The 15,351-nt window shown below is 66.8% G+C and carries 16 protein-coding genes; 9 read left to right on the plus strand and 7 right to left on the minus strand.

Annotated elements, in window-relative coordinates; all coding sequences use genetic code 11:
• Positions 1–20 precede the first annotated feature (20 nt).
• The 3 genes from AB0C34_RS10435 to AB0C34_RS10445 are packed head-to-tail and all read right to left on the minus strand — an operon-like array spanning position 21 to position 4,870.
• A complete protein-coding gene (locus tag AB0C34_RS10435; protein ID WP_357069618.1) occupies positions 21–2,492 on the minus strand; it encodes a tetratricopeptide repeat protein in 2,472 nt (823 codons plus the stop codon).
• A 6-nt stretch (positions 2,493–2,498) separates the two neighbouring features.
• Positions 2,499–3,485: a glutamate ABC transporter substrate-binding protein gene (locus AB0C34_RS10440; protein ID WP_357069620.1), complete on the minus strand. Its 987-nt coding sequence runs from the start codon at positions 3,483–3,485 to the stop codon at positions 2,499–2,501.
• A complete protein-coding gene (locus tag AB0C34_RS10445; RefSeq protein ID WP_357069621.1) occupies positions 3,482–4,870 on the minus strand; it encodes a hypothetical protein in 1,389 nt (462 codons plus the stop codon). The genes AB0C34_RS10440 and AB0C34_RS10445 overlap by 4 nt, the downstream gene beginning before the upstream one ends.
• A gap of 184 nt (positions 4,871–5,054) precedes the next feature.
• Between AB0C34_RS10445 and AB0C34_RS10450 the strand changes: the two genes are divergently transcribed.
• Positions 5,055–5,753 (plus strand): NUDIX hydrolase, encoded by a 699-nt coding sequence (locus AB0C34_RS10450; RefSeq protein WP_357069623.1) that lies wholly within the window; start codon positions 5,055–5,057, stop codon positions 5,751–5,753.
• A 14-nt stretch (positions 5,754–5,767) separates the two neighbouring features.
• Here AB0C34_RS10450 and thiE read toward each other — a convergent pair whose 3' ends face one another.
• Complete coding sequence (thiE, locus tag AB0C34_RS10455) at positions 5,768–6,466, minus strand: thiamine phosphate synthase (protein ID WP_357069625.1); 699 nt, start codon at positions 6,464–6,466, stop codon at positions 5,768–5,770.
• 56 nt (positions 6,467–6,522) lie between these two features.
• Between thiE and thiO the strand changes: the two genes are divergently transcribed.
• The 7 genes from thiO (at position 6,523) to AB0C34_RS10490 (ending at position 11,299) form a co-directional block, all read left to right on the plus strand.
• On the plus strand, positions 6,523–7,596 hold the full coding sequence (gene thiO, locus AB0C34_RS10460) for a glycine oxidase ThiO (RefSeq protein WP_357069626.1): 1,074 nt from the start codon (positions 6,523–6,525) through the stop codon (positions 7,594–7,596).
• Positions 7,593–7,811 carry a sulfur carrier protein ThiS gene (gene thiS, locus AB0C34_RS10465; RefSeq protein WP_357069628.1) on the plus strand — a complete coding sequence of 73 codons (219 nt, stop codon included), beginning with the start codon at positions 7,593–7,595 and terminating at the stop codon, positions 7,809–7,811. Before thiO ends, thiS begins: the two co-directional genes overlap by 4 nt.
• Entirely contained in the window at positions 7,804–8,574 is a 771-nt protein-coding gene (locus AB0C34_RS10470; RefSeq protein ID WP_357069631.1) for a thiazole synthase, read from the plus strand. Before thiS ends, AB0C34_RS10470 begins: the two co-directional genes overlap by 8 nt.
• 111 nt (positions 8,575–8,685) lie before the next feature.
• Entirely contained in the window at positions 8,686–9,138 is a 453-nt protein-coding gene (locus AB0C34_RS10475; protein WP_357069633.1) for an SRPBCC domain-containing protein, read from the plus strand.
• Positions 9,135–9,473 carry a helix-turn-helix domain-containing protein gene (locus AB0C34_RS10480; RefSeq protein WP_357069635.1) on the plus strand — a complete coding sequence of 113 codons (339 nt, stop codon included), beginning with the start codon at positions 9,135–9,137 and terminating at the stop codon, positions 9,471–9,473. Before AB0C34_RS10475 ends, AB0C34_RS10480 begins: the two co-directional genes overlap by 4 nt.
• A 244-nt stretch (positions 9,474–9,717) precedes the next feature.
• Positions 9,718–10,530 (plus strand): SDR family oxidoreductase, encoded by an 813-nt coding sequence (locus AB0C34_RS10485; protein WP_357069637.1) that lies wholly within the window; start codon positions 9,718–9,720, stop codon positions 10,528–10,530.
• 7 nt (positions 10,531–10,537) lie between these two features.
• A complete protein-coding gene (locus tag AB0C34_RS10490) occupies positions 10,538–11,299 on the plus strand; it encodes an isocitrate lyase/phosphoenolpyruvate mutase family protein (protein ID WP_357069639.1) in 762 nt (253 codons plus the stop codon).
• Between the two features lie 138 nt (positions 11,300–11,437).
• Here AB0C34_RS10490 and AB0C34_RS10495 read toward each other — a convergent pair whose 3' ends face one another.
• Positions 11,438–12,490, minus strand: a complete 1,053-nt coding sequence (locus tag AB0C34_RS10495) for a hypothetical protein (protein WP_357069640.1) — start codon at positions 12,488–12,490, stop codon at positions 11,438–11,440.
• A gap of 619 nt (positions 12,491–13,109) precedes the next feature.
• Positions 13,110–13,382 (minus strand): Smr/MutS family protein, encoded by a 273-nt coding sequence (locus AB0C34_RS10500; RefSeq protein ID WP_357069642.1) that lies wholly within the window; start codon positions 13,380–13,382, stop codon positions 13,110–13,112.
• Positions 13,383–13,809: 427 nt separating this feature from the next.
• Between AB0C34_RS10500 and AB0C34_RS10505 the strand changes: the two genes are divergently transcribed.
• Entirely contained in the window at positions 13,810–14,850 is a 1,041-nt protein-coding gene (locus AB0C34_RS10505) for a hypothetical protein (RefSeq protein WP_357069644.1), read from the plus strand.
• Between the two features lie 2 nt (positions 14,851–14,852).
• Here the strand turns inward: AB0C34_RS10505 and AB0C34_RS10510 are convergent, their stop codons facing one another.
• Complete coding sequence (locus AB0C34_RS10510; RefSeq protein WP_357069646.1) at positions 14,853–15,323, minus strand: DUF6194 family protein; 471 nt, start codon at positions 15,321–15,323, stop codon at positions 14,853–14,855.
• Positions 15,324–15,351 lie beyond the last annotated feature (28 nt).

Here is a 15,351-nt window from a genome sequence, read left to right on the forward strand (position 1 = left end):
GTGGCAGACCGGGCGCAGTGCTAGAGCCAGGTTTTCGCGCGGATCGCATTCGCGAGGTCGACCAGCGCGTAGCGATGATTGCGGCCGGGTGCTGCCCGGGCCAGCGTCCGAAGTCCCGCTTCGATGTTCATCCGAAGTTGTCGTTCGGTGAAAGGCCCGCCGAACAGCGTCGCGTCCGGATGCTTCGGTGTTTCGCCACTCTGCAGCCAAGCCAAGGCCGTACCGAGGACGAGTAGCCGCATCTGCACCGCCCGACTCTCGCCGGACGGCAGACTCAGCACCCGTGTTGCCGAGATGTGCACAGTGGACTCGTCGAGTTCGGCCGCCGGCGCGACCGTGAGCAGGAGCAGCACGGCGGTCATTCGGGCCGTGCTGAAATGTCGTGACGCCGCGGGCACTTCGTCCAGTGCCTGTACGGCTTCGGTCACCCGGTCCGCCGCGGCCAGCTGCCTGGCCAGCCCGAAGGCGGCGCTCACCATCGTGTGATCGGTGTGCCACGCGGTGTCGTAGGCCTTCCGCGCGTAGGCCCTCCACTGCTCGGGGTCCGGCGAATCCCAATGCTGCAGAATCAGTTCGGCGGTGGCCGCGAGCGCGAGCTTCGGGGCGATCTCGCCGGGCAGCACCCGCAGGACCTCGTCAAAACTCGCGAAAGCCCGTTCGTATTCCCGGTCCAGCAACTCGGCAAGGCCGCGATACCAGCCGACCCGCCAGTCACTGTCGGGCAGGCCCGTGAGCAACCGCAGAGCGGTGGTCGATTCGCGCAGATCGATCCGTATCCGCGCCTCGGTGAGGGTGAGCTCCGAAGCCAAGGTTTCCGGGGCATTGCCGGGATCGGCCTCGGCGTGTTCGCGCGCGTCCCGCAGCGCCTCCAGGGCCTGGACAGGTTCGGGGTGCAGCGTGGCGGTCAGCAGGGGCGCCGACGAATCGGTCGGGTCGAGCAGCGGAATCGGCAGCGCCGCCACCACGTCACGGGCGTCGAGTGCGGTGCTGCGGGCATGTCCGTCGGTGTAGGCGTCGGTCTGGCTGATCAATTCCTCGGTACCGAAGCCGGCGCGCGGCGGACTGAAAACGGTCGACAACTGAGGGTGCTCGGTACCGGTCTCCGCTGCCAGGATCTCGCGCAGTACACCCGACATCTGGGCCGCCATCGCCCGGGCAGACCGAAAGCGGCGGTTCGGATCCGGGTCGGTGGCACAGAGCAGGAGGCGATGGAAGTACTCGTAGCGCGCCAATACCGGCTGGTCGGCGGGGTCGGGGATGCCGTCGAGATAGCGTCCGTGCTCCATCGGCATCGTCACGGTGAGTACGGCGAGCGTACGGCCGACCGTGTAGATGTCGGAGGCGACGGTCGGCCCGGTCCTCGCGATCTCGGGCGCCTGGAACCCCCTGGTGCCGTACAGATTTCCGTACGCGTCGATGGCGGACACGGCACCGAGGTCGATCAGTTTCACCTGGTCCTCGGTGACCATGACGTTGTCCGGCTTGAGGTCGTTGTAGGCCAGCCCGGTCGAATGCAGGTATTCCAGCGCGGGCAGGATTTCCAGCAGGTAGGCGATCGCCTCGGTGACCGGCATGCGGTGCGGGCGTTGGTAGGCGTCGAGGATGTCACGCAGTGACCGACCGCCCACGTATTCCATGACGATATAGCCTGTCGGCACGCCGTCGGCGCCGGCGTGTTCGACGAAGTTGTAGATCTTGACGATGCTGGGATGCGCCACCTCGGCGAGGAATTGGCGCTCGGCCACCGCCACTGCCTGTGCTTCGCCATCGCCGGTGTGCAGCAGTCCCTTCAGCACCACCCAGCGGTCGCTGACATTGCGGTCGATCGCCAGGTAGATCCAGCCGAGTCCGCCGTGGGCGACACAACCCTGGATCTCGTACTGCCCCGACACCACCTCCCCCGCGTGCAGCGAGGGCCGGAAATCATAGGGCGCGTCGCAGGTCGCGCAGATGCCCGCCGTCGTCGAGGGACGGATCGCCGTGGCTCGGCCGACCGGATTACCGCAGCGCCAGCAGAATCGCTTGCCCTCGGACACCACGGGATCGGCGAGCACGGCGTCGCGCGGATCGGCGGGTGCCACTGTTGGAATCGGCACCAACCCGGCGCCGAGGCGACGCACCGCGGGTCGCGACCGCGCGGTCCGAACGCTGCGTCCGGAGGTGCGCGCGGTCGCCGCCGAGTCCGGTTCGGAATCCGTCCGCCACACACCGACCTTGCCTGCCGCGACCGTACCCGCCGCGGCCGCGGTCTGCTGCGTGGTGCCGGGTCGATCGCGCACGATCTCCGTACCCGGTCCGTCTGGTCGTTCGGCATCGGTTGTTGCTGTCGCGCCGCCGGCCGTGTGCGCTGCCACGGCATCGGGATCGCCGTGACGTCGTGGTCTGAGTTGCGTGACCTGCTGATCGGCGTCCGCGTTGGCCCCCTCGGGTTTACCCGGCTCCCCGGCGGTGGTGTCATCCGCATCGGGGTCGGGGTCGGCCGAGGTGCTCATAGCCCGTCAGTCTTGGTAGGTGGGTGCGGGTGGAGCGGGGACCGGGCCGAGCACGGTGAGATATTGGTGATAGATCCCGGTCCAGGTCCCGTCGCCACGGATCCGGTCCAGCGTGCCGTTGACGAAACGGACGAGATCGTCGCTGCCCTTCGGGATTCCGATGCCGTACGGTTCGACGCTGATGCTGTTGCCGACCAATGCGGTGTACGGGTCCTGGGCGGCGAGTCCGGCAAGGATGGCGTCGTCGGTGCTCACCGCGTCGACCTGGCGTTGCTGCAGGACGACCAGACAGTCCGCCCAGGTGGGCACGGCAAGGATGGTCGCGGTGGGCTGCTCCCGGCGGATGTGCTCCAGTGAGGTGGTGCCGCGCACGATGCACACCCGTTTGCCGGCCAGATCGGCGAGACTGTTGATTCCGGAGTTCTTCACCGCGAGCACGCGCTGATTGGCCTGAAGATAGACCGTGGAGAAGTCGACCTTCTCGCGCCGCTCACACGTGATCGTCATGGTTTTGGCGACCAAGTCGACGGTGTGGTTCTGTAGCGCGGTCTCGCGTTCGGCCGAGCCGAGGCTGCGGAATTCGATCAGGTCCGGGCTGCCGAGCAGGTCGCGGGCGACCTCTCTGGCGATATCGGCGTCGAAACCGACGATGGCGCCGGAGACCGGGTCGCGGAAGCTGAACAGATTGCTTCCGGTATCCAGCCCGACCAGCAATCTGCCACGTGCCCGGATCGCGTCGATCACCGGTCCGCGCGCGGCAGCGCCCGCTCCGGTGGGACGCAGACTGGCAGTCGGGTCCCCGCACCGTGGCGTGCTCGGTGGCGGCGGAGCCGGCGAATCCGTCGGGACCGGACGCGCTTGAGCGGGCAGCGGCGGGTCGGTGTACTTGGGCGTCTTGGCCGACAGTGGTGCGGTCGAGTCGCTCGCGCAGCCGCTGACCAGCGCCGTCACGACGAGGAGGAGGACGACCACCAGGCCGCGTACGGATCTCATCGGTACTCCCGAAGCCGGGGCCATATGCCGAGTCCGACATAGCCTGCCGCCAGAATGCCGAGCACCATCGCGCCGGCGCCGAGGTAGTCGAGCACTCGGGCAGCCTGAGAAATCTTGCCGCGCAGGGTGTCGCGAGTCTTCGCGATCCCCTGCTCCAGCGACCGGTCCAGCGCGTTTACCTGCGCCGTGGCCTCCGCGGCGCCGGGGCCGGTCGCCAAGGTGGCGGCGGCATTGAAATCGCCGCGGGCCAGTGCGTCGTTCATGCGCTGGTGTGCGATCCGCCAGCGCTCCAGCGCCGGAATGGCATTGCGGACGTCGTCGGCCGCGGGAGCGGAATCGGGGTAACCGCCGAGCAGGTCGGCCAAGCGCGCGATGTCGGTGTCGAAGGTGCGGTCGTAGTCGCCGGTCGCGTCCCTGCGCACAAGCTTCAACGTTTCCGCGCCGCGGGCCTGCTGCGCCAGGATCCGGCTCTCGGTCAGCCGCGAGGAGGGCACCGCGCCGTCGTCGCGCGCGTGGATCATCGACGTCGCCGACACCGAACCCGCGATCACCGTCCATGCCAACAGGATCAATATGCCCGCGGAGGCGAAGAGGAGTCCTGGATTGAGCACCCGCCGCCAGCGCCGCGCCAGATCCGTCTGCACCCAGACCAGCACGCCGAGCGTGACGATCAGCAGCATGATGGCAGACCATGGCGGACGCACATGGTTGCGCTGCGCGTCGGTCACCTCCGCGGAGCGGCGGCTTTGTAGTTCCTCGGCCATCGGTAGCAGTGTGGTCTGCATCTGGTTCGAGGCCTCGCTCAAATACGCGGCCCCGACCGGATATCCGCTGCGATTGTTCGTCCGTGCGGTCTCCACCAGACCTGAGTACACCGGCAGGCCGGTGATGATGCCGGTTCGCAGCCGGGCATCCGGATCGGCCGCCACGTCCGACGAATGTCCCGCGCCGCGGCTGGACTGGGTCACCAGCTCGGTCGACGCCTCGCCGAGGGCCTGGGTGTAGCGGTCGCGCACCGCCTGTGGCTCCAATCCGCCGGCGATGAAGGCGGTGCTGGCGGCGGCATCGGCGATCGACAACGAGGTATAGAGCCGGTGCGCGGAATACGCGTTCGGTTCGGTGTCGTAGAGCAGCACATCCAGGCCCCGCTGCCGGTCGCCGACCGTCCCCGCGGTCACGGTGCCCGCGGCCAGGCATAGCCCGATGAGCAGTAGCCCGAGTGCGATCAGGCGTCCCGGTGAGGATTTGGCGAAGGAGCGCATGTTGGCGGGGTCCAAGTGTTCGCGCATGAACGCGACTCGCAGTCCGGCCGGGTTGTCCCGGCCGGCGGACTCCGCGATGGACGACGGCCGGAGTTCGGCTGTCGTCTGCTCGGTGCGAGCCATGTCCACCTCCCCAGTCTGGGCCGCGTTCGCGGTTTTCTCGACGGCCGCCCGGACCCTCTGATCGCTCCGCGCGTGTTGGTGCGGAGTTTATTGTGGTCATACGGACGCCGCGGCGTGTGAAATACCCCCAGTTGGGAGCACAGCGGGGCACAGCACTGTCGCAGCTGAATCAGGATGGTACGAGATGCGTGGTGACGGTGACGGATGGTCGCGTGGTTCGGACGGATCACGGCATTGGGGCCGCTTCGGCGCCGCCGGACTTTTGTTGCGCGCCCCGCTGACCGATGGGGGTCCGGCGGTGCTGTTACAGCACCGTGCGCCGTGGAGTCATCAGGGCGGTACCTGGGCATTGCCCGGCGGAGCCCGCGACAGCCACGAGACCACCGTGCACGCCGCGGTCCGCGAGGCATGGGAGGAGGCGGGTATCGATCCGGCCGACGTCCGGGTGCGTGGCGAGCGGGTGACCGCATCGGCCTTGAGCGGCTGGACCTACACCACGGTGGTGGCTGATGCCGTGATCACCTTGCCTACCAGCGCCAACCGTGAGAGTGCCGAGTTGGCCTGGGTTCCCGAGAATGATGTGCAGGCTCATGCGCTACACCCCGGATTCGCCGCGTCCTGGCCTTCCTTGCGTGCCGTGCCGTGCCGGGTGTGCCTGGCCGAATCGGCGGATGACGCCGCGGTGGCCGCTGCGCTTCCACGCACGCTCGACCTCGCCGAGCAGGGGTTCTTCTGGCTGCATTCGGATCCGGACGGACCGGGCGACTGCACGAGAATCATCGACGGGCACAGGGCGGTCGACCCGCGGCCCGTCGCGCCGAGCACGGAGCACACCGTGCTGGGCACGGTGCTTGCACTGACTCGCGAGCAGCTGCTTTCCTGACGCGCGGTGCCGCACTACGCGTTCGACAGCAGCGCCGCCTTCAGTTCGCGTGCCGCTGCTTCCGGATCGCGCGCCTCGGTGATGGCGCGCACTACGACGACCCGGGTCGCCCCCGCGTCCAGCACTTCGGTCAAGTTCTGAGCGTCGATCCCACCGATCGCGAACCAGGGTCGGCTCGGATGGGCGTCGGTGGTCGAACGCACCAGCTCGGGTCCCGCCGCTTGCCGGCCCGGTTTGGTCGGGGTTGCCCACACCGGTCCGGTGCAGAAGTAATCGAGGTTCTCATCGATCGCGGCGAGGCCCGCCTGGGCGCGGTTGTGGGTGGAGCGCCCGATCACCACATCGGGTCCGAGGATTCGGCGCGCGTACCAAGGTGGAAGATCGTCCTGCCCGAGATGCAGCACGTCGGCGTTCGCGGCCAACGCGAGGTCGGCGCGATCATTGACCGCCACCAGAGCGCCGTGTCTGCGCGCGGCCGCTTTCAATTCGGCGAGCGCGCCCAGCTCGGCCCTGACATCCAGCGGACCGAATTTCGCCTCGCCGGGCGATCCTTTGTCCCTGAGCTGGATGATGTCGACTCCGCCCGCGAGGGCCGCCTCGGCGAACCTGGCCAGATCGCCTCGTTCCCTGCGGGCGTCGGTACACAGATACAGTCGCGCGGTTGCCAGGCGCTCCCGAGGGGATTCCGATCGATGGGGGTGGGAGGGTTGCACGCCTTCGACCGTAGCCGCGCTACCGTGGGGATGCGAATAGGAGGCAGGTGGATCGAATGCGGACTTTGGCCGTCGTCGGTGGCGGCGCCATCGGGCTCGCCGTGGCCTGGCGAGCCGCGGAGACGGGCTGGTCGGTCACCCTGTGGGACTCCACGGTCGGCACCGGCGCTTCCTGGGTTGCGGGGGGAATGCTCGCACCGCTTTCCGAAGGCTGGCCGGGGGAGGACCGGGTGCTCGAATTCGGCGCCGCCTCGTTGGCCCGCTGGCCGGAGTTCGCCGCCCGGCTGCACGCGGCGACCGGGGTCTCGGTCTTCGTCGCCGACCAGACCATGACCGTTGCGCTGGACGCGGCCGACGCCGCCGACCTACGCACCGTGGCCGACTGGGTCGGTGACCGCGGGCACGAACTGCGGATGCTGGACCGAGCGGGAGTTCGCGAACTGGAACCGAGTTTGGCGCGTACGGTCCGGGCCGCGCTGCTCGCCCCCGCCGAACCCGCCATCGACAATCGCGGCCTGTTGTCCGGATTGCGGCAGGCGGCCGACGCGGCGGGTGTCCAGGTTCGCGCCGAGTCCGTCGACTCGCTGACCGAACTTCCGCACGACCAGGTGGTGCTCGCTGCGGGCGCTGCTTCGGCCGGGTTGTGGCCGCAGTTGCCGGTTCGCCCGGTCAAGGGCGAGATTCTGCGCCTGCGCCGCAGGCCGGGTGTCGCCCCCGCGCCGGGTCGCGTGATCCGGGCAAGGGTGCACGGCAGGGCGGTGTACCTGGTTCCGCGCGCGGAGGGGATCGTGGTCGGCGCCACCCAGTACGAGGCCGGCTTCGACACCGCGGTGACCGTCGCGGGCGTCCGCGATCTGATCGCCGATGCGGAGGCGATCTTTCCTGGCATCGGCGAATACGAGTTGGCCGAGGCGAGCGCGGGCTCGCGGCCGGGCAGTCCGGACAACCTGCCGCTGATCGGCAGACTCACCGAACGGATCATCGCGGCCACCGGGCACGGCCGCAACGGCATGCTGACCTTGCCGCTCACCGTGGACGCGGTGGCGAGTCTGCTCGACGGGGCAACGCTGCCCGAAGCGAAAGTTGCCGATCCGCAACGCTTTTCGATGACTGTAGGAGGAATACGATGACGCTGTCATCCGTCCCCGTCGGTGTCACGGTGAACGGCGACGACCATGAGTTCGCCGAACCGTTGACCGTACGCGAGCTACTGGCGCGATTGGATCTGCCGAGCCAGGGCGTCGCGCTCGCGGTGGATGGCGCGGTATTCCCGAAGTCGCGGTGGGGCGAACCGGTCGGCCGCGGCTGGCAGATCGAGGTGCTGACGGCGGTCCAGGGTGGCTGAGCATTCCCCGGTGGCCCCGCTGCGGATCGCCGACCGCGAGTTCGGTTCCCGTCTGATCATGGGAACCGGTGGCGCGGAGAATCTGACCGTGCTGGAGGAGGCGCTGATCGCCTCGGGCACCGAACTGACCACTGTCGCGATGCGGCGGATCGATGCCGCGGGCGGCACCGGCGTCCTCGATCTGTTGAAGCGACTGAACATCGCCCCGCTGCCGAACACGGCCGGCTGTCGCACCGCGGCTGAGGCGGTGTTGACCGCGCAGTTGGCCCGCGAGGCATTGGACACCCACTGGGTGAAACTCGAGGTGGTGGCCGATGAACGTACGCTGCTGCCCGATCCGATCGAACTGCTCACCGCCGCCGAACAACTCGTCGACGACGGATTCGTCGTGCTGCCCTACACCACCGACGACCCGATCTTGGCGCGCCGCTTGGCGGATGCGGGTTGTGCGGCGGTGATGCCGCTGGGTTCGCCGATCGGCACTGGTCTCGGCATCGGCAATCCGCACAATATCGAGATGATCGTCGCGGACGCGAAAGTCCCGGTCATTTTGGATGCCGGTATCGGCACCGCGAGCGACGCCGCGTTGGCGATGGAACTCGGCTGCTCGGCCGTACTGCTGGCGACCGCGGTGACCAGGGCGCGGCAGCCGGAATTGATGGCCGCCGCCATGGCGGACGCGGTGCGGGCGGGGTATTCGGCCCGGCACGCAGGGCGTATCCCCAAGCGGTTCTGGGCTCAGGCCTCGTCTCCGGTGCTGTGAGAGGCCCTCGATCGAAGCTCGCTCGGCAACGCATTGTGCAACAAAAGGTTGCGCATTTCTGAGCTGGACGGTTAGAGTCATGCGCAATTGATGGTTGCGTATTGGAGGTCCATGATGGAGTTCGGAAATTTACAGCGCGAGATCCAGATCGACGCGGCGCCGGAGGTCGTGTTCGACGTGGTGAGCCGGCCCGAGCACATCAGGATGTGGTGGCCCGATGACGCGACGTTCACGCCGGCGCCAGGCGAAGTCGGCGAACTGGTCTGGGGCGACCGCGCTCAGGTTGTCCAGATCAAGGTGGTCGATGTGGACCCGCCCCGCACATTCGCGTTCCGATGGGTCGCTCCTGATGGTCAACTGCCCGATGCGGGCAACTCTCTCCTGGTCACCTTCGAACTCGAGCCCTCCGGTGACGGCACGATTCTGCGCATGACGGAGAGCGGCTGGCGAGAGAAGGGGTGGGAAGCCGCGGTGCTCGAGGAGGCCTTTCACGATCACGAGCGCGGCTGGGATCTGTTCCTGCCCAGACTGCAGAGCTACGCCCCTACTGTCACGCTGCGATGACCGCCGCCGTCGACGACAAGCTCTGGTCGGCGATCGGCGACCCGATCAGGCGCCGTTTGCTCGACCTGCTGCTCGCGGAGGGATTCGGCACACCGACCAGCTTGAGCGACTGTCTCCCGATTTCGCGCCAGGCGGTCACCAAACACCTGGGCGTCCTCGACCGCGCCGGTCTCGTACATGCGACACCGATGGGCCGGGAGCGACGCTACGAAGTCGATGAAGCGCAGCTCTCCCGCGCGGTCGGGCAACTGAAGGCAGTCGGCGATACCTGGGATTCGCGCCTGAACCGAATCAAGCGCCTCGCAGAACAGATCCAGCGTCAGCGTCACGACTGACCGGCTGGTCACCACGGCGGAATCATAGTGGGCCCGCCCGCCGGTGGCGGACGATCGGCGCCTGCACCGCTTCATCCACCGTGATCACCGGGCTGATCATTGTGGTGATCGCCATCCCGGTCGCCTGGGTCGCCGGCTTCCTGAAGCCGCCGGTGGCCGCGGGCCCGGCAGAGCCCGCGGCGGCGATCGCGTGACCACCGAGCCCGCGTATTCATTCGGAAAATCAATCACTTGGAGGACACATATGAGCGGATTGCTGCTCGAGGGGAAGAACGCGGTGATCTATGGGGGCGGGGGCGCTATAGGCGGTGCCATCGCACGGGTTTTCGCCCGGGAAGGCGCGAGGGTCTTCATCGCCGGGCGGACGCAGGCGAAGCTCGACGCCCTGGCACGGGATATCGCCGCCGCGGGCGGAACAGTCGAGACCGCGCAAGTCGACGTTTTCGATCAACCGGCGGTCGAAAAGCACGCCGAGGGGATCGCGGCAGCGGCCGGCAGCATAGACATCGCCCTCAATGCCGTGAGTGTCATGCACGACCAGGGGACTGTGCTGGCGGACCTTTCGTTGGAGGCGTTCATGAGGCCGATCGACGGTTTTCTGCGCTCGCTGTTCATCACAAGTAAGGCTGTCGCGCCGCACATGGGTCGAGAACGTCCCGGCGTCATCCTGACTCTGTCCGAGCCCGGTTCCAAACTGGCGGTGGGCGGCATCCTGGGGCACGCTGTGAGCGCGGCCGGCAAGGAGGCGTTCTCGCGGGTTCTGGCCGCGGAGCTGGCGCCCAGCAATATCCAGGTCGTCGGCATCCGTCCACACGCTGTCGTCGACGCGCCAGCAGCGGGTTCCTACACCAAGGATCTCTTCACGCGAACCGCGGCAGCGGCCGGGCAGTCGGTTCAGGAAATGCTCGAAGGCGGGGCGATGGCGCAGGCGACGTTACTGAAGAGGCTGCCTACGCTCGCTGAAGTCGCAGAGCTGGCCGCGTTCCTCGCTTCGGATCGAGCTGGAGCCATGACCGGAACAATCGCCAATCTGTCCGCCGGCGCACTTGTCGACTGAGACTGCGATGTCCGATCAGGTCGAAAAAGCGAAACTGCTTCGGTCACTGCACATCCCAGGCGCTCCGCTAATACTGCCGAACGCCTGGGACGTGGGCAGCGCCCGCGCCGTCGTCGCCGCGGGCTTCCCGGTGGTAGCGACCGCGAGCAACGCGATCTCCGCCGCGCTGGGCTATGACGACGGCGAGGGCGCTCCGAGCGAGGAGATGATGTTCGTCGCCCGGCGTATCGTCGCCTCTGTCGACGTCCCGGTCACTGTCGACGCCGAGGCCGGCTATGGAATGGGGCCGCAGGAACTGGTCGAACTGCTGAGCGGTATCGGAGCCGTCGGCTGCAACATCGAGGACAGCGATCACGCCGCTGGCGGCCTGATCGACGCCGATGCCCGCGCCACCTACATCGCGCAGATGCGTGCCGCCGCCGACGGTATCGGGGTGCCGCTGGTCATCAACGCCCGGGTGGACTCCTTCTTCCCCACCTCGCCTTTGGTCGAGACTCGAAAGCGTGCTGATGCGATCACCAGGGCTGCGGCGTATTGGTCGGCTGGCGCCGATTGCGTGTTTCTTCCCGGAGCCGGGCCGGAGGATCTCCGGGCTGTCGTCGCCGAGGTCGGCGCACCGGTGAACGCTGGTCTTGCGCTGAGAGGCGGATCGTTGGACGAGCTTCGTGCCATCGGTGTGGCCCGGGTGTCGGTGGGTCCCCAGCTCTATCGCAGCGCACTCGACCACCTCCACTCCGATGTCCAGTCTCTCTTCGAGGCACGACGGTGAGGGACCGGCTCGACTTCTCCCATGAGCCGACGTGTACGAATCTCGTCGACCTGCGGCGGACTCGTATAGCTGTCACCCCTGGTGTGGTTCGCGGTACTTTCGAGTCGTTGTCCTACACAATGTTTCGGTGAATCGGTGTCAACCGGCTCGCCTGCCGAGCCAGGGGGCGGTCGCTTGCGCTATCTCCTCGCCGGTCGCACCGTGGTGGTCGAACAGGCTCCCGGCTTTGCTGCCGCTGAGGCACGCCGGCAGCGGATAGAGCGCGATCCCGCGAAAACCCGACAGCTGCTGCGCGTTTCGAAGGATGGGTAACTCCTCCACGTCGTCCACGAATACCGGAAGGGTGTTCGCCCGGACCGCGGTGCGATAAGCGCTCACGTAGCTGGCCGCGAGAATGTTCTGGATTGTCGACGGGACGTCGGTGGACGCCATCGCGAGACCGGGGTGTGCGGGGAACACACGGCCGAGTGGTGAACCGTAGGTCGGAGGACGGGTCGCGACGCTCTCGAAAAGGTCCGTGAATTGCGTGGTGATCGAAAGCGCTTCGTCGTCGACGAGGTTGTGGTACTGCTGGCGGGCATTCCGGGTCATTCGGCCGGCCGCAAACAGGCCGTCGGCATAGAGTTTGTACTCCGGCCCGGGAATATGGATGTACAGATCTGCGCGTATCCCGTACCGGTCGGCCAACACGACAAGTGCGATCATCGTTCTTCCGAGACGGGCAACCACCTCCGGTACGTAGATTTGCGTTTCGCCGCGCTCGATCTCCGCAATCCGATTTGCTGGCTGCGCGGGCCGCATGCCGGGCCGTTCCATGACCGTCGGCTTCCCGCCGCGATCGTAAGCGTGCAAACCGGACCCGCCGAACAGGCATACACCGGTTACTACCGATAGGCAGTCGACGTCTTCCACCGACGGTGGTTCGCCGACCTGGCGCACATGCAGATGGGTGGGGGCGTCTGGGGCGTCTACGAGGGTGCCGCGGACAAAGGACAGCGATCCCAACTCGACCCCGTCGAGGTCGCCATTGGTCGTGACGAGGCCGCTCAGATGGCTGTCGAGTATGCGGACGATCTTCCGTAGGGGCCTCGATCGTGCTGGTGGCAGCACCGTTTCCGGACCGAAAACCAGGTCACCGCGATGTTTCCGAAAGGGGGATTCGACGCGCAGTGGTGGGGTCGAATAGTTCATGATTTCAGCACGGGATCGAGACCCGAATGTTCGGCGATCACAGATCGACTGGTGAATATCCCGACTGCGATCAAGTCCGTACGTTCCTCTCGTATCACCGCTCGATGTTTCGTGCGGCATTGTGCGCGGCAGCCGTTCCACCTCGATGGAATGTGTTTCGTCGCAGCGGGCCGTCCGTCTGCTCGTGCCGACGTTGTCGACAGGCACAATCTCTGCCCGCGGTATCCGGGGCCGGGGTCGCCCCGTACCCTCCGGTTGGTCGGTCAATTCTCTCGCCGGCGCCTGAGACCGGAGCAGTGGGGAAATCCCCACATGTGCGGCAAATTCGCGTCGACATCTGGCATCGGGCTCGTTTCGCGGTGCGGCATTGGCGCGGTGGCGACCGACAGCACGGAGAGTACGGGCGTTGCGTGGCATCGCCGCTCGGCTCGCTCTGGCGCGTATACCGATTTCGCGGGAGCGATCAATGAACTGTGAAAGCTCGACCATCCTGTGCCCGCACGCCGGGCCATGAATCGGTGTATTGCTCAGCGGCAAAGGCAGACGGACGGTTTGCTCGGATTCGCCGCACGGCTAGGTATACGCCCTCTCGGCGCCACGCTAGCTTCGCGGGCGAGGCCTAATGGAAGTACACGAGGACGCGGCCGGAATTGTTCGGGTCGGGCTCCCGGCGCGCATACAGCTTCTTGATGTGTTTTTGATCGAGGAAACTCAGGACGCGGCTTTGCAGCTGCCCCGAGCCCTTGCCTGGGACGATCTCGGCGACCGGTGCACCGGACCGGGCGGCCCTGATCAGGAATTGCCGCATGGCCACATCGATATCACGGTTGTTACGGAAGATTGGATGCAGATCCAAACTGAGCACGAGTCGACACCCTTCGACGTTGGTCACGCGTGAACTCAGCCTAGGCATGGCCTCGGCCGCTGCCAAGGGATCGTCCGTACCACCAGTGGGGGCACACCGGCCGGATCACCCGTCCGGATTAGTGCGCGAAGTCAGCTGACGGGCGACCCTCGCCGCCGCGGGCGGCGGTGATCAATCCCGCGATGCGCCGACCCCGCAATTCTGGAATGTCATCGATTCAGACACGCGTTCGTTGCTCGAAAGGGCTGTCTGCCAGAGCTTTCGACGATGCTCGAATCAGCGCACCGGTTCGGTCGTGAGGTGTGCATCAACCCGACTGCGCACTTCGGCAAGCTTTTGATCGAGTGTGCCCCCTATCACCCGTTGGCTCGCACAGCGATGGAGATGAATTGCAGCACAATGAGTCTGGTGTGCTGTGTGCCCGCGTGCTGCGTTAAGGTGCAGCGTCTTCGCAGTGGGCACAATCTGCCTCCGACATCCAGAGGAGCTCATGGTCTTCCGCGCCGAGGCGGCACAACTCCGCCGACGTACCGCGTCCCGGCTCGCCGCCGCGCTCGCCGCCGCCACGGCTTGGACGGCCGGTGGTGCTGCTTCTGCTCTCGCCGACCCGATCGCGGATGCGATTCCGATCGGGGTGGAGGCGAGCTACATGGTCTTCGATCGCACGACCGGCGCTGTGCGCGTGCAATTCGACGAGCACAAGCAGTACCGGGCCGCCTCGGTGGTCAAACTGCTGATCGCGCTCGACTACCTGGAATCGCATGATCCACAGGCCTTGTCGCCCGATGCGGTGTCCCGGCTACAGGCGATGCTGCGCTCCAGCGACGACGACGCGGCCAGCTATCTGTGGGTCGAGAACGGGTGGGACGAGATCGTCGAACGGATGGTCGCGAAACTCGGCTTGACCGACACCATGCCGCCGGCCGACCGCGGGATGTGGGGCTACACGGCGATCAGCGCCGCCGATGTAGTGACGATCTACCGCTATATCCTCGACTCCGCCAGTCCTGCGGTCCGTGATTTCATCATGAGCAACCTGCACGAATCGACGCGATGCGGTCAGGACGGATTCGACCAATCCTTCGGCCTCGCTCGGGCCCTCGGCAGGCCCATCAGCGTCAAACAGGGCTGGTCCGGCTTCGGTGACACACCCGAGCCCGACAACATCTGCGCACCCGAGGACCCGGCACCGCCGATTCCGTCCGAAGCTGTGGACGTCGCTGCCGAGAGTCCGATCCTGCTCGGCCGCGACGGCATCGGTACCGGCCGGGGCGACCTCGACCCCGCCCCGTCCAGCACACCCGCGATCGACCTCGGCAAGCGAGCGATGCACACCACCGGCACGGTCGGCGAACACGACGAGAAAATCGTCGTTCTCCTGACCCTCGAACCAACCGGAACCCCCTGGGACGTCTCATCCCAGCGCACCACCTTGCTCACCAAGGCCATCGATATCGCGCACTGGAGTGAGATAACCGATCCGGGCTCGCCATAGCGTCAGTTCGTTGCCCCAGCACGTCGCTCATAGCGTGAGCGAGCGAGGTCATATGCTGTGCGCAGCAGTTCTCGGGTTGTCGTTTCGGTGCGCTCGGCCGGGTTCACTACCGCGAGCCAGCCGGCGTAGCCGTAGACGGGATGTGCGATCACGGTGTCGGTAACGCTGGGGTCGACGTCGTCGGCTGTTTCGCGCGGCGCACGGCCGGTCCACTGGATGAACGATTCCTTGCCTGCCGCGACATTGACCCGGAACGCCGCTGGGCTGTCCAGCCGCGACTTCTCGTCGCCCGGGTAGTTCTTCGTGACGATCGTCGCGAAGGGCTGAGTGGTGGTCGGCGCGACACCGCTCGGTGCGTAGTAGAAGAACGTATCGCCCCAGCTGATCTCGGGTGAGCCGTCGTCGGGTCCCGGCCTGACGGTGAGGACTCCGTCGAGTGCGGCTACGAAGGCGATGATCTCGTCGATGGTCATGTTCTCCAGCGTTTCATTAAGGTGCTTG

The organism is Nocardia sp. NPDC049220 (assembly GCF_040647855.1).
Classification (GTDB): domain Bacteria; phylum Actinomycetota; class Actinomycetes; order Mycobacteriales; family Mycobacteriaceae; genus Nocardia.